At 64.4% G+C, this 13,852-nt stretch carries 24 protein-coding genes; all 24 read left to right on the top strand.

Annotated elements, in window-relative coordinates:
• The first annotated feature begins 112 nt into the window (after positions 1-112).
• Positions 113-484, top strand: coding sequence for a 30S ribosomal protein S12 (gene rpsL, locus ASE22_RS19190; RefSeq protein ID WP_011952201.1), 372 nt, complete (start codon positions 113-115; stop codon positions 482-484).
• A 13-nt stretch (positions 485-497) separates the two neighbouring features.
• On the top strand, positions 498-968 hold the full coding sequence (gene rpsG, locus ASE22_RS19185) for a 30S ribosomal protein S7 (RefSeq protein WP_056363489.1): 471 nt from the start codon (positions 498-500) through the stop codon (positions 966-968).
• Between the two features lie 116 nt (positions 969-1,084).
• On the top strand, positions 1,085-3,160 hold the full coding sequence (gene fusA, locus ASE22_RS19180) for an elongation factor G (RefSeq protein ID WP_056363486.1): 2,076 nt from the start codon (positions 1,085-1,087) through the stop codon (positions 3,158-3,160).
• Positions 3,161-3,236: 76 nt separating this feature from the next.
• A complete protein-coding gene (tuf, locus tag ASE22_RS19175; protein ID WP_056363484.1) occupies positions 3,237-4,427 on the top strand; it encodes an elongation factor Tu in 1,191 nt (396 codons plus the stop codon).
• 113 nt (positions 4,428-4,540) lie between these two features.
• Complete coding sequence (gene rpsJ / locus ASE22_RS19170) at positions 4,541-4,852, top strand: 30S ribosomal protein S10 (protein WP_011952197.1); 312 nt, start codon at positions 4,541-4,543, stop codon at positions 4,850-4,852.
• Positions 4,853-5,119: 267 nt separating this feature from the next.
• Complete coding sequence (rplC, locus tag ASE22_RS19165) at positions 5,120-5,875, top strand: 50S ribosomal protein L3 (protein WP_056363482.1); 756 nt, start codon at positions 5,120-5,122, stop codon at positions 5,873-5,875.
• Positions 5,876-5,877: 2 nt separating this feature from the next.
• Positions 5,878-6,504, top strand: coding sequence for a 50S ribosomal protein L4 (rplD, locus tag ASE22_RS19160; protein WP_056363480.1), 627 nt, complete (start codon positions 5,878-5,880; stop codon positions 6,502-6,504).
• Entirely contained in the window at positions 6,497-6,808 is a 312-nt protein-coding gene (locus ASE22_RS19155) for a 50S ribosomal protein L23 (protein WP_056363476.1), read from the top strand. The genes rplD and ASE22_RS19155 overlap by 8 nt, the downstream gene beginning before the upstream one ends.
• 4 nt (positions 6,809-6,812) lie before the next feature.
• Complete coding sequence (gene rplB / locus ASE22_RS19150) at positions 6,813-7,649, top strand: 50S ribosomal protein L2 (RefSeq protein ID WP_056363474.1); 837 nt, start codon at positions 6,813-6,815, stop codon at positions 7,647-7,649.
• A gap of 3 nt (positions 7,650-7,652) precedes the next feature.
• A complete protein-coding gene (gene rpsS / locus ASE22_RS19145; RefSeq protein WP_056363472.1) occupies positions 7,653-7,925 on the top strand; it encodes a 30S ribosomal protein S19 in 273 nt (90 codons plus the stop codon).
• Positions 7,925-8,308 (top strand): 50S ribosomal protein L22, encoded by a 384-nt coding sequence (gene rplV / locus ASE22_RS19140; RefSeq protein WP_056363470.1) that lies wholly within the window; start codon positions 7,925-7,927, stop codon positions 8,306-8,308. Before rpsS ends, rplV begins: the two co-directional genes overlap by 1 nt.
• Before the next feature lies 1 nt (position 8,309).
• Complete coding sequence (gene rpsC, locus ASE22_RS19135; RefSeq protein ID WP_011952190.1) at positions 8,310-9,005, top strand: 30S ribosomal protein S3; 696 nt, start codon at positions 8,310-8,312, stop codon at positions 9,003-9,005.
• A 63-nt stretch (positions 9,006-9,068) separates the two neighbouring features.
• Entirely contained in the window at positions 9,069-9,500 is a 432-nt protein-coding gene (rplP, locus tag ASE22_RS19130) for a 50S ribosomal protein L16 (protein ID WP_056363468.1), read from the top strand.
• Between the two features lies 1 nt (position 9,501).
• Positions 9,502-9,705, top strand: a complete 204-nt coding sequence (gene rpmC, locus ASE22_RS19125) for a 50S ribosomal protein L29 (RefSeq protein ID WP_056363466.1) — start codon at positions 9,502-9,504, stop codon at positions 9,703-9,705.
• Between the two features lie 12 nt (positions 9,706-9,717).
• Positions 9,718-9,978, top strand: coding sequence for a 30S ribosomal protein S17 (gene rpsQ / locus ASE22_RS19120; RefSeq protein WP_056363465.1), 261 nt, complete (start codon positions 9,718-9,720; stop codon positions 9,976-9,978).
• A gap of 19 nt (positions 9,979-9,997) precedes the next feature.
• Positions 9,998-10,369, top strand: coding sequence for a 50S ribosomal protein L14 (rplN, locus tag ASE22_RS19115; protein WP_011952186.1), 372 nt, complete (start codon positions 9,998-10,000; stop codon positions 10,367-10,369).
• Positions 10,369-10,686 (top strand): 50S ribosomal protein L24, encoded by a 318-nt coding sequence (gene rplX, locus ASE22_RS19110; RefSeq protein ID WP_056363461.1) that lies wholly within the window; start codon positions 10,369-10,371, stop codon positions 10,684-10,686. Before rplN ends, rplX begins: the two co-directional genes overlap by 1 nt.
• Entirely contained in the window at positions 10,679-11,260 is a 582-nt protein-coding gene (rplE, locus tag ASE22_RS19105) for a 50S ribosomal protein L5 (RefSeq protein WP_056363459.1), read from the top strand. Before rplX ends, rplE begins: the two co-directional genes overlap by 8 nt.
• 63 nt (positions 11,261-11,323) lie before the next feature.
• On the top strand, positions 11,324-11,629 hold the full coding sequence (rpsN, locus tag ASE22_RS19100) for a 30S ribosomal protein S14 (RefSeq protein WP_056363457.1): 306 nt from the start codon (positions 11,324-11,326) through the stop codon (positions 11,627-11,629).
• 12 nt (positions 11,630-11,641) lie between these two features.
• Positions 11,642-12,037, top strand: a complete 396-nt coding sequence (gene rpsH, locus ASE22_RS19095) for a 30S ribosomal protein S8 (protein WP_046194310.1) — start codon at positions 11,642-11,644, stop codon at positions 12,035-12,037.
• A complete protein-coding gene (gene rplF / locus ASE22_RS19090; protein WP_056363455.1) occupies positions 12,037-12,570 on the top strand; it encodes a 50S ribosomal protein L6 in 534 nt (177 codons plus the stop codon). The genes rpsH and rplF overlap by 1 nt, the downstream gene beginning before the upstream one ends.
• Positions 12,570-12,926 (top strand): 50S ribosomal protein L18, encoded by a 357-nt coding sequence (gene rplR / locus ASE22_RS19085; protein WP_011952180.1) that lies wholly within the window; start codon positions 12,570-12,572, stop codon positions 12,924-12,926. Before rplF ends, rplR begins: the two co-directional genes overlap by 1 nt.
• On the top strand, positions 12,927-13,643 hold the full coding sequence (rpsE, locus tag ASE22_RS19080; protein WP_082545317.1) for a 30S ribosomal protein S5: 717 nt from the start codon (positions 12,927-12,929) through the stop codon (positions 13,641-13,643).
• Between the two features lie 6 nt (positions 13,644-13,649).
• Complete coding sequence (rpmD, locus tag ASE22_RS19075) at positions 13,650-13,832, top strand: 50S ribosomal protein L30 (RefSeq protein ID WP_056363453.1); 183 nt, start codon at positions 13,650-13,652, stop codon at positions 13,830-13,832.
• Positions 13,833-13,852 lie beyond the last annotated feature (20 nt).

Below are 13,852 nucleotides of genomic sequence, written 5' to 3'. Positions count from 1 at the left end.
GGGAGGTCTGCAGAGACCGCCGGGGCCTTGCTGCATTTCCGTTTGTCCGCGTGCGGGAGGCGGGAAGGCGATTCGGGCATCAGTAAAGTAACTCTTAGAGGTGAAGGGCTTCATGCCAACGATCAACCAGCTGATCCGCAAGGGTCGCGAACCGCAGAAGGCCAAGTCGAAGGTCCCTGCGATGGAAAAGAATCCGCAGAAGCGCGGCGTTTGCACGCGCGTCTACACGACGACCCCGAAGAAGCCGAACTCGGCGCTGCGCAAGGTGGCCAAGGTCCGCCTGACCAACAGCCGCGAAGTGATCAGCTATATTCCGGGTGAAGGCCATAACCTCCAGGAGCACTCGGTGGTCCTGATCCGCGGCGGCCGTGTGCGCGACCTTCCGGGCGTGCGCTATCACGTTCTCCGCGGCGTGCTCGACACGCAGGGTGTCAAGGATCGCAAGCAGAGCCGTTCGAAATACGGCGCCAAGCGTCCCAAGTAAGAGGTAGATCGAAATGGCTCGTCGTCGTCGCCCAGAAAAGCGCGAAATCCTTCCCGATCCGAAGTTCGGGGATGTCGTGCTCAGCAAGTTCATGAACAGCGTCATGCTCGACGGAAAGAAGTCCGTCGCCGAAGGCATCGTCTATGGCGCCCTCGAAACCGTCGAGACCCGCGCCAAGCGCGAGCCGCTCGGCGTGTTCCATGACGCGCTCAACAATGTGAAGCCGGGTATCGAGGTCCGCAGCCGCCGCGTCGGCGGTGCGACCTATCAGGTTCCCGTCGAGGTTCGTCCGGAGCGCTCGCAGGCGCTCGCGATCCGCTGGCTGATCTCCGCCGCCCGCGCGCGTTCGGAGCACACCATGGCCGGCCGTCTTTCGGGCGAGCTGATGGATGCCGCGAACAATCGCGGCAACGCCGTCAAGAAGCGCGAAGACACGCACCGCATGGCGGAAGCGAACCGCGCCTTCTCGCACTATCGCTGGTAACAGCGTCGCACCTCGGGCCCGCCCCTCCAGGGGTGGGCTCGAAAGTGTAACACTTCGTTCCCATATCGTCGGGGCTGGGTCGTCAAAACCCTCCCCCGACATCGGAGTTTAAGATCATGGCCCGCAGCCACCCGCTCGAAAAATATCGCAACATCGGCATCATGGCGCACATCGATGCCGGCAAGACGACGACGACCGAGCGTATCCTTTACTACACCGGCAAGTCCTACAAGATCGGCGAGGTCCATGAGGGCACCGCGACGATGGACTGGATGGAGCAGGAGCAGGAGCGCGGGATCACGATCACGTCCGCCGCGACGACCTGCTTCTGGGACGATCACCGGATCAACATCATCGACACGCCCGGCCACGTCGACTTCACGATCGAGGTCGAGCGTTCGCTGCGCGTCCTCGACGGCGCGGTCGCCTGCTTCGACGGCGTTGCCGGCGTCGAGCCGCAGTCGGAGACCGTCTGGCGCCAGGCCGAGAAGTACAAGGTCCCGCGGATGTGCTTCGTCAACAAGCTCGACCGCACCGGCGCGAGCTTCGAGCGCTGCGTGGAGATGATCAAGGATCGCCTGGGCGCCCGTCCGGCGGTGCTCTATCTCCCGATCGGCATCGAGGGCGGCTTCAAGGGCCTCGTCGATCTCGTCTCGAACCGCGCGATCATCTGGCTCGAGGAGTCGCTGGGCGCGAAGTTCGAATATCAGGACATCCCGGATGACCTGAAGGACGCCGCCGCGGCGGCCCGCTCGGAACTGATCGAGATGGCCGTCGAGCAGGACGACGCCGTCATGGAAGCCTATCTCGAAGGCACCGAGCCCGACGTCGCGACGCTGAAGAAGCTGATCCGCAAGGGCACGCTCAACTTCTCGTTCGTTCCGGTGCTGTGCGGTTCGGCCTTCAAGAACAAGGGCGTGCAGCCGCTGCTCGACGGTGTCGTCGACTATCTGCCGAGCCCGCTGGACATTCCGCCGGTCGAAGGCCTCAAGCTCGACGGCGAGACCCCGGACAGCCGCCCGGCCACCGACGATGCGCCGATGTCGGCGCTGGCGTTCAAGATCATGAACGATCCGTTCGTCGGCACGCTCACCTTCGCCCGCATCTATTCGGGCAAGATGGATGCCGCCACGACCGTGCTGAACTCGGTCAAGGACAAGAAGGAAAAGGTCGGGCGCATGCTGCTCATGCATGCGAACAGCCGTGAGGACATCCAGGAAGCCTATGCCGGCGACATCGTCGCTCTGGCAGGCCTCAAGGACACCACCACGGGCGACACGCTGTGCGCGCAGAACGCCCCGATCATCCTTGAGCGGATGGAATTCCCCGAGCCGGTCATCGAGCTGTCGGTGGAACCGAAGACGAAGGCCGACCAGGAGAAGATGGGCATCGCCCTCAACCGCCTGGCGCGCGAAGACCCGTCGTTCCGCGTGTCGTCGGATGCCGAATCGGGCCAGACGATCATCAAGGGGATGGGCGAGCTCCACCTCGAGATTCTCGTCGACCGCATGAAGCGCGAGTTCAAGGTCGAGGCGAACATCGGCGCGCCGCAGGTGGCGTATCGCGAATCGATCGGCCGCAAGGTCGACGTCGACTACACCCACAAGAAGCAGTCGGGCGGCTCGGGCCAGTTCGGCCGCATCAAGTTCACGGTGGAGCCGGGCGAGCGCGGCCAGGGCGTCATCTTCAAGGATGAGGTGAAGGGCGGCAATATTCCCAAGGAATATATCCCGTCGGTCGAGAAGGGCATCCGCGAGATCGCCGCGTCGGGCTCGCTGATCGGCTTCCCGATCATCGACTTCACCGCGACGCTGTACGACGGCGCCTATCACGACGTCGACTCGTCGGCGCTGGCGTTCGAGATCACCGGTCGCGGCGGTATGCGCGAAGCTGCCCAGAAGTCGGGCATCAAGCTGCTCGAGCCGATCATGAAGGTCGAGGTCGTCACCCCGGAAGATTATCTGGGCGACGTCATCGGCGACATGAACAGCCGTCGTGGCCAGATCCAGGGCACCGACACCCGCGGAAATGCCCAGGTCGTCGAGGCGCTGGTACCGCTGGCGAACATGTTCGGCTATGTGAACCAGCTGCGCTCGTTCACCCAGGGCCGGGCGCAGTACACGATGCAGTTCTCGCATTATGAAGAAGTGCCCGCCAACGTGGCCGACGAGGTCAAGGCAAAGCTGGCATAATCGGTAATTTGTGGTTATGGGCGCGTCCGCATCGGGCGGCGCGTCCGGCAATTGATTCGAAGAGAAGAGGCAAAAAATGGCTAAGGCTAAGTTTGAGCGGACCAAGCCGCACTGCAATATCGGCACCATCGGCCACGTCGACCATGGCAAGACGTCGCTCACGGCAGCCATCACCAAGGTCCTCGCCGAGACCGGCGGCGCGACCTTCACCAGCTACGACAACATCGACAAGGCTCCGGAAGAGCGCGAGCGCGGCATCACCATCTCGACCGCGCACGTCGAGTATGAGACCGAGAAGCGCCACTATGCGCACGTCGATTGCCCGGGCCACGCCGATTATGTGAAGAACATGATCACCGGCGCCGCGCAGATGGACGGCGGCATCCTGGTCGTTTCGGCCACCGACGGCCCGATGCCGCAGACCCGCGAGCACATCCTGCTCGCCCGCCAGGTCGGCGTGCCGCAGCTCGTCGTGTTCATGAACAAGGTCGACCTGGTCGACGACGCCGAGATCCTCGAGCTCGTCGAGCTCGAAATCCGCGAGCTGCTGTCGTCCTACGACTTCGACGGCGACAACATCCCCGTCATCGCCGGTTCGGCGGTCTGCGCCCTCAACGGCACCAAGCCCGAGATCGGCCATGACGCCGTCCTCAAGCTGATGCAGGCGGTCGACGAGTTCATCCCGCAGCCCGAGCGTCCGCTCGACAAGCCGTTCCTGATGCCGATCGAGGACGTGTTCTCGATCTCGGGTCGCGGCACCGTCGTCACCGGCCGCGTCGAGACCGGCGTCGTCAAGGTCGGCGAGGAAGTCGAGATCGTCGGCATCAAGGACACCCGCAAGACCACGGTCACGGGCGTCGAGATGTTCCGCAAGCTGCTCGACCAGGGCCAGGCCGGCGACAACATCGGTGCGCTGATCCGCGGCGTCGGCCGCGAAGAAGTCGAGCGTGGCCAGGTTCTCTGCAAGCCGGGCTCGATCAAGCCGCACACCGACTTCTCGTCGGAAGTCTACGTCCTGTCGAAGGAAGAGGGTGGCCGTCACACGCCGTTCTTCGCGAACTATCGTCCGCAGTTCTACTTCCGTACGACCGACGTGACCGGCACCGTCGAACTGCCCGAGGGCACGGAGATGGTCATGCCCGGCGACAACATCAAGCTCGGCGTCAAGCTCATCGCCCCGATCGCCATGGAAGAGGGCTTGCGCTTCTCGATCCGTGAAGGCGGCCGCACTGTCGGCGCCGGGGTTGTCAGCTCGATCTCGAAGTAATATAGCGCGTTGAAACGGGCCGGCCGGCCCCCTCGGGGGCCGGCCGGTTCGCTTTGTATACAAGTTGGAAAGCGGCAATATTGCCGCACGGCTCTTTCGCATCGGTGTAGGACATGGAAACGCAGAATATCCGTATTCGCCTGAAGGCATTCGACCATCGCGTGCTCGATCAGGCTACCGGCGACATCGCCGACACCGCCCGCCGTACCGGCGCGCTCATCCGTGGTCCGATCCCGTTGCCCACCCGCATCGAGAAGTTCACCGTGAACCGCGGCCCGCACATCGACAAGAAGTCGCGCGAGCAGTTCGAGGTGCGGACCTACAAGCGGCTGCTGGACATCGTGCAGCCCACCCCGCAGACGGTCGACGCGCTGATGAAGCTCGATCTTGCAGCGGGTGTTGATGTCGAGATCAAACTGGCCTAAGAGGCCGGCTCTGCGCGGGGGCGAATCGCTCCCGCGCTCGTCATTTCTCTCCCTTCGGGGATCGAGAGGGTGGCGAAGATAGGGATACCGACCGGCCTGATCCTCGGAGAGGTGCCGGTGTCTGGTCCCCGCCTTTCGCAGCAATGCGAAATCCATGCCCAGGCGGGGGCTATCGAAAATTGGGCTTGGGGGCTTCGGTTGATACCGGGGCTTTTTTCGTTGGCACGCTCGCCGCTAACGCGAGCCTCTGTTGGGAAGGAACAGATCATGCGCACTGGCGTGATCGCGAAGAAGATGGGGATGACCCGCCTGTTCCAGGAAGATGGTCGGCACGTGCCGGTCACCGTCCTGGCGCTGGAGAATGTACAGGTCGTGGCGCGCCGCGAGCAGGGCCGTGACGGTTATGTCGCCGTCCAGCTCGGTGCCGGCTCGGCCAAGCCGAAGAATCTCACCAAGCCGGAGCGCGGCCATTTCGGCAAGGCCGAGGTGGAGCCGAAGGCTTTCCTCGCCGAGTTCCGCGTGTCGGAAGACGGTCTGCTCGACGTGGGCGCGGAACTCTCCGCCGACCATTATGTCGCAGGCCAGTTCGTCGACATCCAGGGTAGCACCCAGGGCAAGGGCTTCCAGGGCGGCATGAAGCGCTGGGGCTTCGGCGGTCTGCGCGCCACCCACGGCGTCTCGGTCTCGCACCGCTCGCTCGGTTCGACCGGTCAGCGCCAGGATCCGGGCAAGGTCTTCAAGAACAAGAAGATGGCCGGCCACATGGGCGACAAGAACCGCACCCAGCAGAACCTCGAGATCGTCCAGACCGACGCCGAGCGCGGCCTCCTCTTCGTCAAGGGCTCGGTCCCGGGCTCGAAGGGCGGCTGGCTGCTTGTCAAGGACTCGGTCAAGATCGCCGCTCCCAAGGACGCGCCGTTCCCGGCGGGCCTGAAGTCGGCCGCGAACAGCAACAATGCGCCTGCCGAGACGCCTGCGGAAGATACCGCGGCTCCCGAGGCCACCGAAGGCCAGGAGGGCTGATCATGAAGGTCAAGGTTCAGACCCTCGACGCCAAGGCATCCGGCGATATCGAGCTCAACGACGAGATCTTCGCCGTCGAGCCCCGCGCCGACATCCTGCACCGCGTCGTCACCTGGCAGCTCGAGAAGCGTCGCGGCACCGCCCGCGGTGCCCGCGAGCGTTCGGATGTCGCCCGCACCGGCAAGAAGTTCGGTCGCCAGAAGGGCGGCGGTACGGCTCGTCACGGCGATCGCCGCGCCCCGAACTTCATCGGCGGCGGTAAGGCGCATGGTCCGCGCGTTCGCGACTTCAATCCGTCGCTGAACAAGAAGGTTCGTGCGCTCGGCCTGAAGATGGCGCTGTCGTCGAAGGCCAAGGACGGCAAGCTTGTCGTGCTCGACACGCTCACCGTCGCCGACGCCAAGACCAAGGTGCTGCTCGCTCAGATCGGCAAGCTCGGTTTCGGCAACACCACGCTGGTGATCGACGGCGACATGGTCGACAATGGTTTCGCGCTGGCGTCTTCGAACATCCCGAAGCTCAACGTGATGCCCGCCGTCGGCGCCAATGTGTACGACATCCTGAAGCATGAAACGCTGGTGCTGACGCGCGCCGCGGTCGAGAAGCTGGAGGCGCGCTTCAATGGCTAAGAAGGAAGCCGTGGTGGACAACCGCCACTATGACGTGGTGCTCAAGCCCCACATCACCGAAAAGACGACGCTGCTCTCGGAGCACAACGCCGTGGTGTTCCAGGTTGCGGGCGATGCCAGCAAGCCGGAGATCAAGGCCGCTGTCGAGGCGCTGTTCAACGTCAAGGTGACGGGCGTGAACACGATCGTCTCCAAGGGCAAGACGAAGCGCTGGAAGGGTACGCCCTACAAGCGCTCCGACGTGAAGAAAGCGATCGTGACGCTGGCCGAAGGCCAGTCGATCGACGTGACGACGGGAATCTGAGGCCATGGCGCTGAAGCATTATAACCCGACGAGCCCGGCCCGCCGCGGCCTGATCCTCGTCGACAAGTCGAGCCTCCACAAGGGCAAGCCCGTCAAGGCGCTGACCGAAGGCAAGCGCAAGTCGGGTGGCCGCAACAACCAGGGCCACGCCACCGCGCGCGGCATCGCTGGCGGCCACAAGCAGAAGTACCGGATCATCGACTTCAAGCGTCGCAAGTGGGACCAGCCCGCGACCGTCGAGCATCTCGAATATGACCCGAACCGTTCGGCCTTCATCGCGCTGGTGAAGTATGAGGACGGCGAGCTGGCCTACATCATCGCGCCGCAGCGTCTGACCACCGGCGACGTCGTCGTCGCCGCGAAGAAGACCGATACCAAGCCGGGCAACGCGATGGAAATCGGCCAGGCTCCGGTTGGCACGATCGTCCACAACGTCGAGATGAAGCCCGGCAAGGGCGGCCAGATCGCACGGGCGGCAGGCACCTATGTGCAGATCGTCGGCCGCGACAAGGGCATGGTGATGGTTCGCCTGAACTCAGGCGAGCAGCGCTACATCCGGTCGGACTGCATGTGCACCGTCGGTGCCGTGTCGAACCCGGACAATGCGAACCAGAACCTGGCCAAGGCCGGTCGGAACCGCTGGCTCGGAAAGCGTCCGCTGACCCGCGGCGTCGCCAAGAACCCGGTCGACCATCCCCATGGCGGCGGCGAAGGCCGCACCTCGGGTGGCCGTCATCCGGTGACCCCGTGGGGTAAGCCCACCAAGGGAGCCCGGACCCGCCACAACAAGGCGACCGACAAGTTCATCATCCGTTCGCGCCACGCGAAGAAGAAGAGGTAATCCATGGCCCGTTCCGTTTGGAAAGGTCCGTTCGTCGATCTCCACCTTCTCCGGAAGGCGGAAGGCGCTCAGGACAGTGGTGCGCGCACTCCGATCAAGACCTGGTCGCGTCGCTCGACCATCTTGCCGCAGTTCGTTGGACTCACGTTCAGCGTCTACAACGGCCGCAAGTTCGTGCCGGTCGCGGTCAACGAGGACATGGTCGGTCACAAGCTGGGTGAGTTCGCGCCGACGCGTTACTTCCCCGGCCACGCCGACAAGAAGGGTAAGCGCTGATGTCGAAGCCCGCATCCCCGCGCAAGGTCGGTGACAAGGAGGCCCTTGCGGTCGCCACCACCGTCCGCGGCAGCCCGCAGAAGCTGAACCTCGTCGCGGCCCTGATCCGCAACAAGAAGGCCGGCGACGCGCTCAACATCCTCACCTTCTCGAAGAAGGCGATGGCCATCGACGTGCGCAAGGTGCTCGCCTCGGCGATCGCCAACGCCGAGAACAACCACAACCTCGACGTCGACGCGCTCGTCGTGAAGGAAGCTTCGGTCGGCAAGTCGATCGTCATGAAGCGCTTCGCCACGCGTGGCCGCGGCAAGTCGACCCGCATCATCAAGCCGTTCGCGCGCCTTCGTGTCGTCGTGCGCGAGCAGCAGGAAGAGGCTGAATAATATGGGTCAGAAGTCCAACCCGATCGGCATGCGGTTGCAGATCAACCGCACCTGGGACAGCCGCTGGTACGCCGACGGCGCCGATTACGGCCGCCTGCTGCTCGAGGATCTGAAGATCCGCAAGCACATCATGAAGGCGATCCCGCAGGCCGCGATCTCGAAGGTCGTGATCGAGCGTCCGGCCAAGCTGTGCCGCATCTCGGTCTATGCCGCCCGTCCGGGCGTCATCATCGGCAAGAAGGGCGCCGACATCGAGAAGCTTCGCCGCGCGCTCGGCAAGATGACCTCGTCGGACGTCTCGCTGAACATCGTCGAGATCCGCAAGCCCGAGATCGACTCGAAGCTCGTCGCGCAGGGCGTCGCCGATCAGCTCGAGCGCCGCATCGCCTTCCGCCGCGCGATGAAGCGCGCGGTGCAGTCGGCCCTGCGGCTCGGTGCCGAAGGCATCCGGATCACCTGCGCCGGCCGTCTCGGTGGCGCGGAGATCGCCCGCACCGAGTGGTATCGCGAAGGCCGCGTGCCGCTGCATACGCTGCGCGCGAACGTCGACTATGCCGAAGCCGAAGCTCACACCGCCTATGGCGTGTGCGGCATCAAGGTCTGGATCTTCAAGGGTGAGATCCTCGGCCATGATCCGCTGGCTCAGGACCGGCTCATGATGGAAGCTCAGACGTCGGGGGTCCGGCCGGCGCGATAAGGGGTTTCCCCTTATCAGCGTCGCCTGATCGACCGGACAATCGGTGTCAGAAGGCGATAGAAAATGCTGCAACCAAAGCGCACCAAATTCCGCAAGGCCCACAAGGGTCGCATCCATGGCAACGCGCCCGGCGGCGCGTCGCTGAACTTCGGCGCGTTCGGCCTCAAGGCCCTCGAGCCGGATCGGATCACCGCGCGCCAGATCGAGGCGGCCCGCCGCGCGATCACGCGTCACATCAAGCGCCAGGGTCGCTTGTGGATCCGCATCTTCCCGGATGTTCCGGTCTCCTCGAAGCCCGCCGAAGTCCGCATGGGCTCGGGCAAGGGTTCGCCGGAGTTCTGGGCCGCCCGCGTCAAGCCGGGTCGCATCCTGTTCGAGCTGGACGGCGTACCCGGCCCGCTCGCCCGCGTCGCCTTCGAGCGCGCGATGGAGAAGCTCCCGATCAAGACCAAGGTCGTCGCTCGCTTCGGCGAGTCGATCTACGAGGAAAAGTAAGATGGCGAAGATCGCTGACCTCAACGGTAAGACCGACGATCAGCTGGCCCAGGACCTGGGCGAGCTGAAGCGGGAGCAGTTCAACCTGCGTTTCCAGGCTGCCACCAACCAGCTTGAGAAGCCGAGCCGCGTGCGCGAGGTCCGTCGGACCATCGCGCAGATCAAGACCCTGCAGACGCAGCGTTCCGCTGCGGCCGCGAAGTAAGGAGCGCCAGCCATGCCGAAGCGCGTGCTGACCGGAACGGTGGTCTCCGACAAGACCGACAAGACCGTCGTGGTGAAGGTCGAACGTCGCGTGAAGCACGCGATGTACGGCAAGATCATCAAGCGGTCGAAGAAGTATCACGCCCACGACGAGACCAATGAGTATCGCGAGGGTGAGACGGTGCGCATCGAAGAGACCGCGCCGATTTCGAAGCTTAAGACGTGGAAGGTGGTCGAGCGGGTTGATACCCACGCGACGCCGAACCACGCCTGATAACGGAAGGGTCTGAACAATGATCCAGATGCAGACGAACCTCGACGTCGCTGACAACAGCGGCGCGAAGAGGGTGCAGTGCATCAAGGTGCTGGGCGGTTCCAAGCGCCGTTTCGCGACCGTGGGCGACGTCATCGTCGTCTCGATCAAGGAAGCGGCTCCGCGCGGCAAGGTCAAGAAGGGTGACGTGCATCGTGCGGTCATCGTCCGTACCGCCAAGGACATCCATCGTCCCGACGGTTCGACGATCCGTTTCGACGGCAACGCCGCCGTCCTGATCAACAAGAACAGCGGCGAGCCGATCGGCACCCGCATCTTCGGCCCGGTGGTTCGCGAGCTCCGTGCCAAGAACCACATGAAGATCATCTCGCTCGCCCCCGAGGTGCTGTGATGTCTGCGCTGAAGATCAAGAAGGGTGACCGCGTCGTCGTCCTGTCCGGCAAGGACAAGGGCAAGACCGGCGAAGTGACCAAGTCCTTCCCGAAGGACGCCAAGGTGATCGTGTCTGGCGTCAACGTCGCGACCCGCCACCGCAAGCCGAGCCAGGCGAACCCGCAGGGCGGCCTCGAGCGTATCGAAGCGCCGATGCATGTCTCGAAGGTCGCGATCGCGACCGCCGACGGCAAGCCGTCGCGTGTTCGCTTCGAGGTCAAGGACGGCAAGAAGGTCCGCGTCGCGGTCAAGACCGGGGAGACGATCAATGGCTGATGCCTACACCCCGCGCTTCCGGAAGCTCTATGACGACACGATCGTCAAGGCGATGACCGAGAAGTTCGGCTACAAGAACCACATGGAAGTGCCGAGGATCACCAAGATCGTCCTGAACATGGGCGTCGGTGAGGCCACCCAGGACAAGAAGAAGGTCGAGCAGGCCGCCCTGGAGATGACCAAGATCGCCGGCCAGAAGGCCGTGATCACCAAGGCGAAGAAGTCGATCGCGCAGTTCAAGCTGCGCGAGGGCATGCCGATCGGCGCGAAGGTCACCCTCCGCCGCGAGCGCATGTACGAGTTCCTCGACCGTTTCGTCACGATCGCGCTCCCGCGCGTTCGCGACTTCCGCGGCCTCAATCCGAAGTCGTTCGACGGCCGCGGCAACTATGCCACCGGCCTGAAGGAACAGCTGATCTTCCCGGAGATCAGCTATGACAGCGTGGACAAGATCCGCGGCATGGACGTGATCGTCGCCACGACGGCGAAGACCGACGACGAGGCGCGCGAGCTGCTGCGCCTGTTCGGCTTCCCGTTCCCCGTGGAAAACGAGGACCAGAAGCAGGCTGCGTAAGCGGCCATTTGGGAATAGAACCCGGCCGCCGAGCGGCCGGGCGGACAAGGAAGAACTTAAGTCATGGCGAAACTGAGTTCGATCAACAAGAACGAGCGTCGCAAGAAGCTGGTGAAGGCTTATGCGGGTAAATATGCACGTCTGAAGGCGATCGCGAACGACGAGGCCAAGGACGAGACCGAGCGCCTCATCGCTCGTCTCAAGCTGGCCGAGATTCCGCGCAACGCGAATCCGACCCGCGTGCGCAACCGTTGCGAGGTGACGGGCCGTCCCCGCGCTTATTATCGCAAGTTCCGGCTTTGCCGTATTCAGCTGCGTGATCTGGCCAACAAGGGCCTCATCCCCGGCGTTACGAAGTCGAGCTGGTAAGGAACCGAAAAGATGGCTCTGACCGATCCTCTGGGTGATCTGCTCACCCGCATCCGCAACGGGCAGCGCGCCCGCAAGGACAGCGTGCTTTCGCCCGCGTCCAAGCTGCGCGCCCGTGTGCTCGACGTGCTTCAGCGCGAAGGCTATATCCGTGGCTATAGCGAGGAAGACCTCGCCGGCCACAACGGCCTGCGCATCGAGCTGAAATATTTCGAAGGGCAGCCTGCGATCCAGCATGTCGCCCGCGTCTCCAAGCCTGGCCGCCGCGTCTATTCGGGTTCGAAGGAACTCCCACGCGTCCGCAACGGCCTGGGCATCACCATCGTCTCGACGCCCAAGGGTGTTCTGTCCGACGCGGAAGCGCGTGAGCAGAATGTCGGCGGCGAGGTTCTTGCGGAGGTCTTCTGATGAGCCGCATCGGTAAGAAGCCGGTCGCCGTGCCGGCAGGCGTCACCGCCGCGATCGAGGGCAAGACGCTCTCGGTCAAGGGTCCGAAGGGCACGCTGAGCATCAGCCTGGCCGACGAGGTCACCTATGCGATCGAGGATAGTGCGATCTCGGTGCAGCCGGCGAACGAGACCAAGCGCGCGCGGTCCTTCTGGGGCATGCAGCGTACCCTGGTCCAGAACCTGATCACCGGCGTGACCGAGGGCTATACCAAGACCCTCCAGATCACCGGCGTCGGTTATCGCGCCAACGTCCAGGGCAAGAATCTGAAGCTGCAGCTCGGCTACAGCCACGATGTCGACTTCGTGATCCCCGAGGGAATCACGATCGCGACGCCGGATCAGACGACCGTCCAGATCTCGGGCATCGACAAGCAGAAGGTCGGCCAGGTTGCCGCCGAAATCCGCCGCTGGCGGAAGCCGGAGCCCTATAAGGGCAAGGGCATCAAATACGCTGGCGAGTATATCTTCCGCAAGGAAGGGAAGAAGAAGTAATGAGCAAGGGTCTCTCTCTCTTCGAGCGCCGCCGTCGTCGCGTGCGCACCGCACTGCGGGCCAGGGGCGGTCTCCGTCCCCGCCTGTCGGTGCATCGTTCGGGCCGGCATATCTACGCCCAGGTGATCGACGACGAGGCCGGCCGCACGGTCGCCTCGGCTTCGACCCTCGACAAGGATATGAAGGGCAAGACCGGTGCGACCGCCGATGCGGCGGCTTCGGTCGGCAAGGCGGTTGCCGAGCGCGCCAAGGCGGCGGGCGTCACCCAGGTGGTGTTCGATCGCGGCGGCTTCCTTTTCCATGGTCGCGTCAAGGCGCTGGCCGATGCGGCCCGCGAAGGCGGATTGGAGTTCTAAATGGCTGACGAAACCGAAATCCAGGCAGCCGCTCCGGCGGAAGCCACTCCCGGTGCCGAGGGCCAGGGCGAGCGTCGTGGCCGTGGTGGCCGTGGCCGTGGCGGCGGAAACGACCGCGGCGGTGGCCGTGGCCGGGACGGCCGTGGCCGTCGCGACGACCGCAAGGGCAACGAAGAGCAGGGCGAGGAGCTGATCGAGAAGCTCGTCCACATCAACCGCGTCTCGAAGACGGTGAAGGGTGGTAAGCGCTTCGGCTTCGCCGCGCTCGTCGTCGTCGGCGACGGCAAGGGTCGTGCAGGCTTCGGCCACGGCAAGGCCCGCGAAGTGCCGGAGGCGATCTCCAAGGCGACCGCCGCCGCCAAGAAGGCGATGGTCCGCGTGCCGCTGCGCGAAGGCCGTACCCTTCACCATGACGGCAACGGCCACTTCGGCGCCGGCCGCGTGACGGTCCGCACCGCGCCTCCGGGCACGGGCATCATCGCCGGCGGTCCGATGCGCGCGATCTTCGAGAGCCTCGGCGTCCATGACGTCGTGACCAAGTCGGTCGGCACCTCGAATCCCTACAACATGATCCGGGCGACCTTCGAGGCGCTGAAGGATCAGACTTCGCCGAAGTCGGTGTCGCAACGCCGTGGCAAGAAGATCGCCGACCTGCTGGGTCGTGGCGGTGCTTCGGCCCCGGTCGCCGAGGCCGAAGCCGCGGCGATCACGGAGTAATCGACGATGGCTGCCAAGACCCTCAAGGTAACGCAGGTCGGTTCGCCGATCCGCCGCACCGCCGACCAGCGTGCCACGCTGATCGGCCTCGGCCTCAACAAGATGCACCGGACCCGCGAGCTTCAGGACACCCCCGAAGTCCGCGGCATGATCCGCAAGGTGCAGCATATGGTGAAGGTCGAGGACTAAGTCCTCGTCCCGATCCGCCG

Origin of the sequence: Sphingomonas sp. Root720, from assembly GCF_001428605.1 — a bacterium.
Taxonomy (GTDB): Bacteria; Pseudomonadota; Alphaproteobacteria; order Sphingomonadales; family Sphingomonadaceae; genus Rhizorhabdus.
This window is presented reverse-complemented; position numbering and strand designations above follow the sequence as displayed.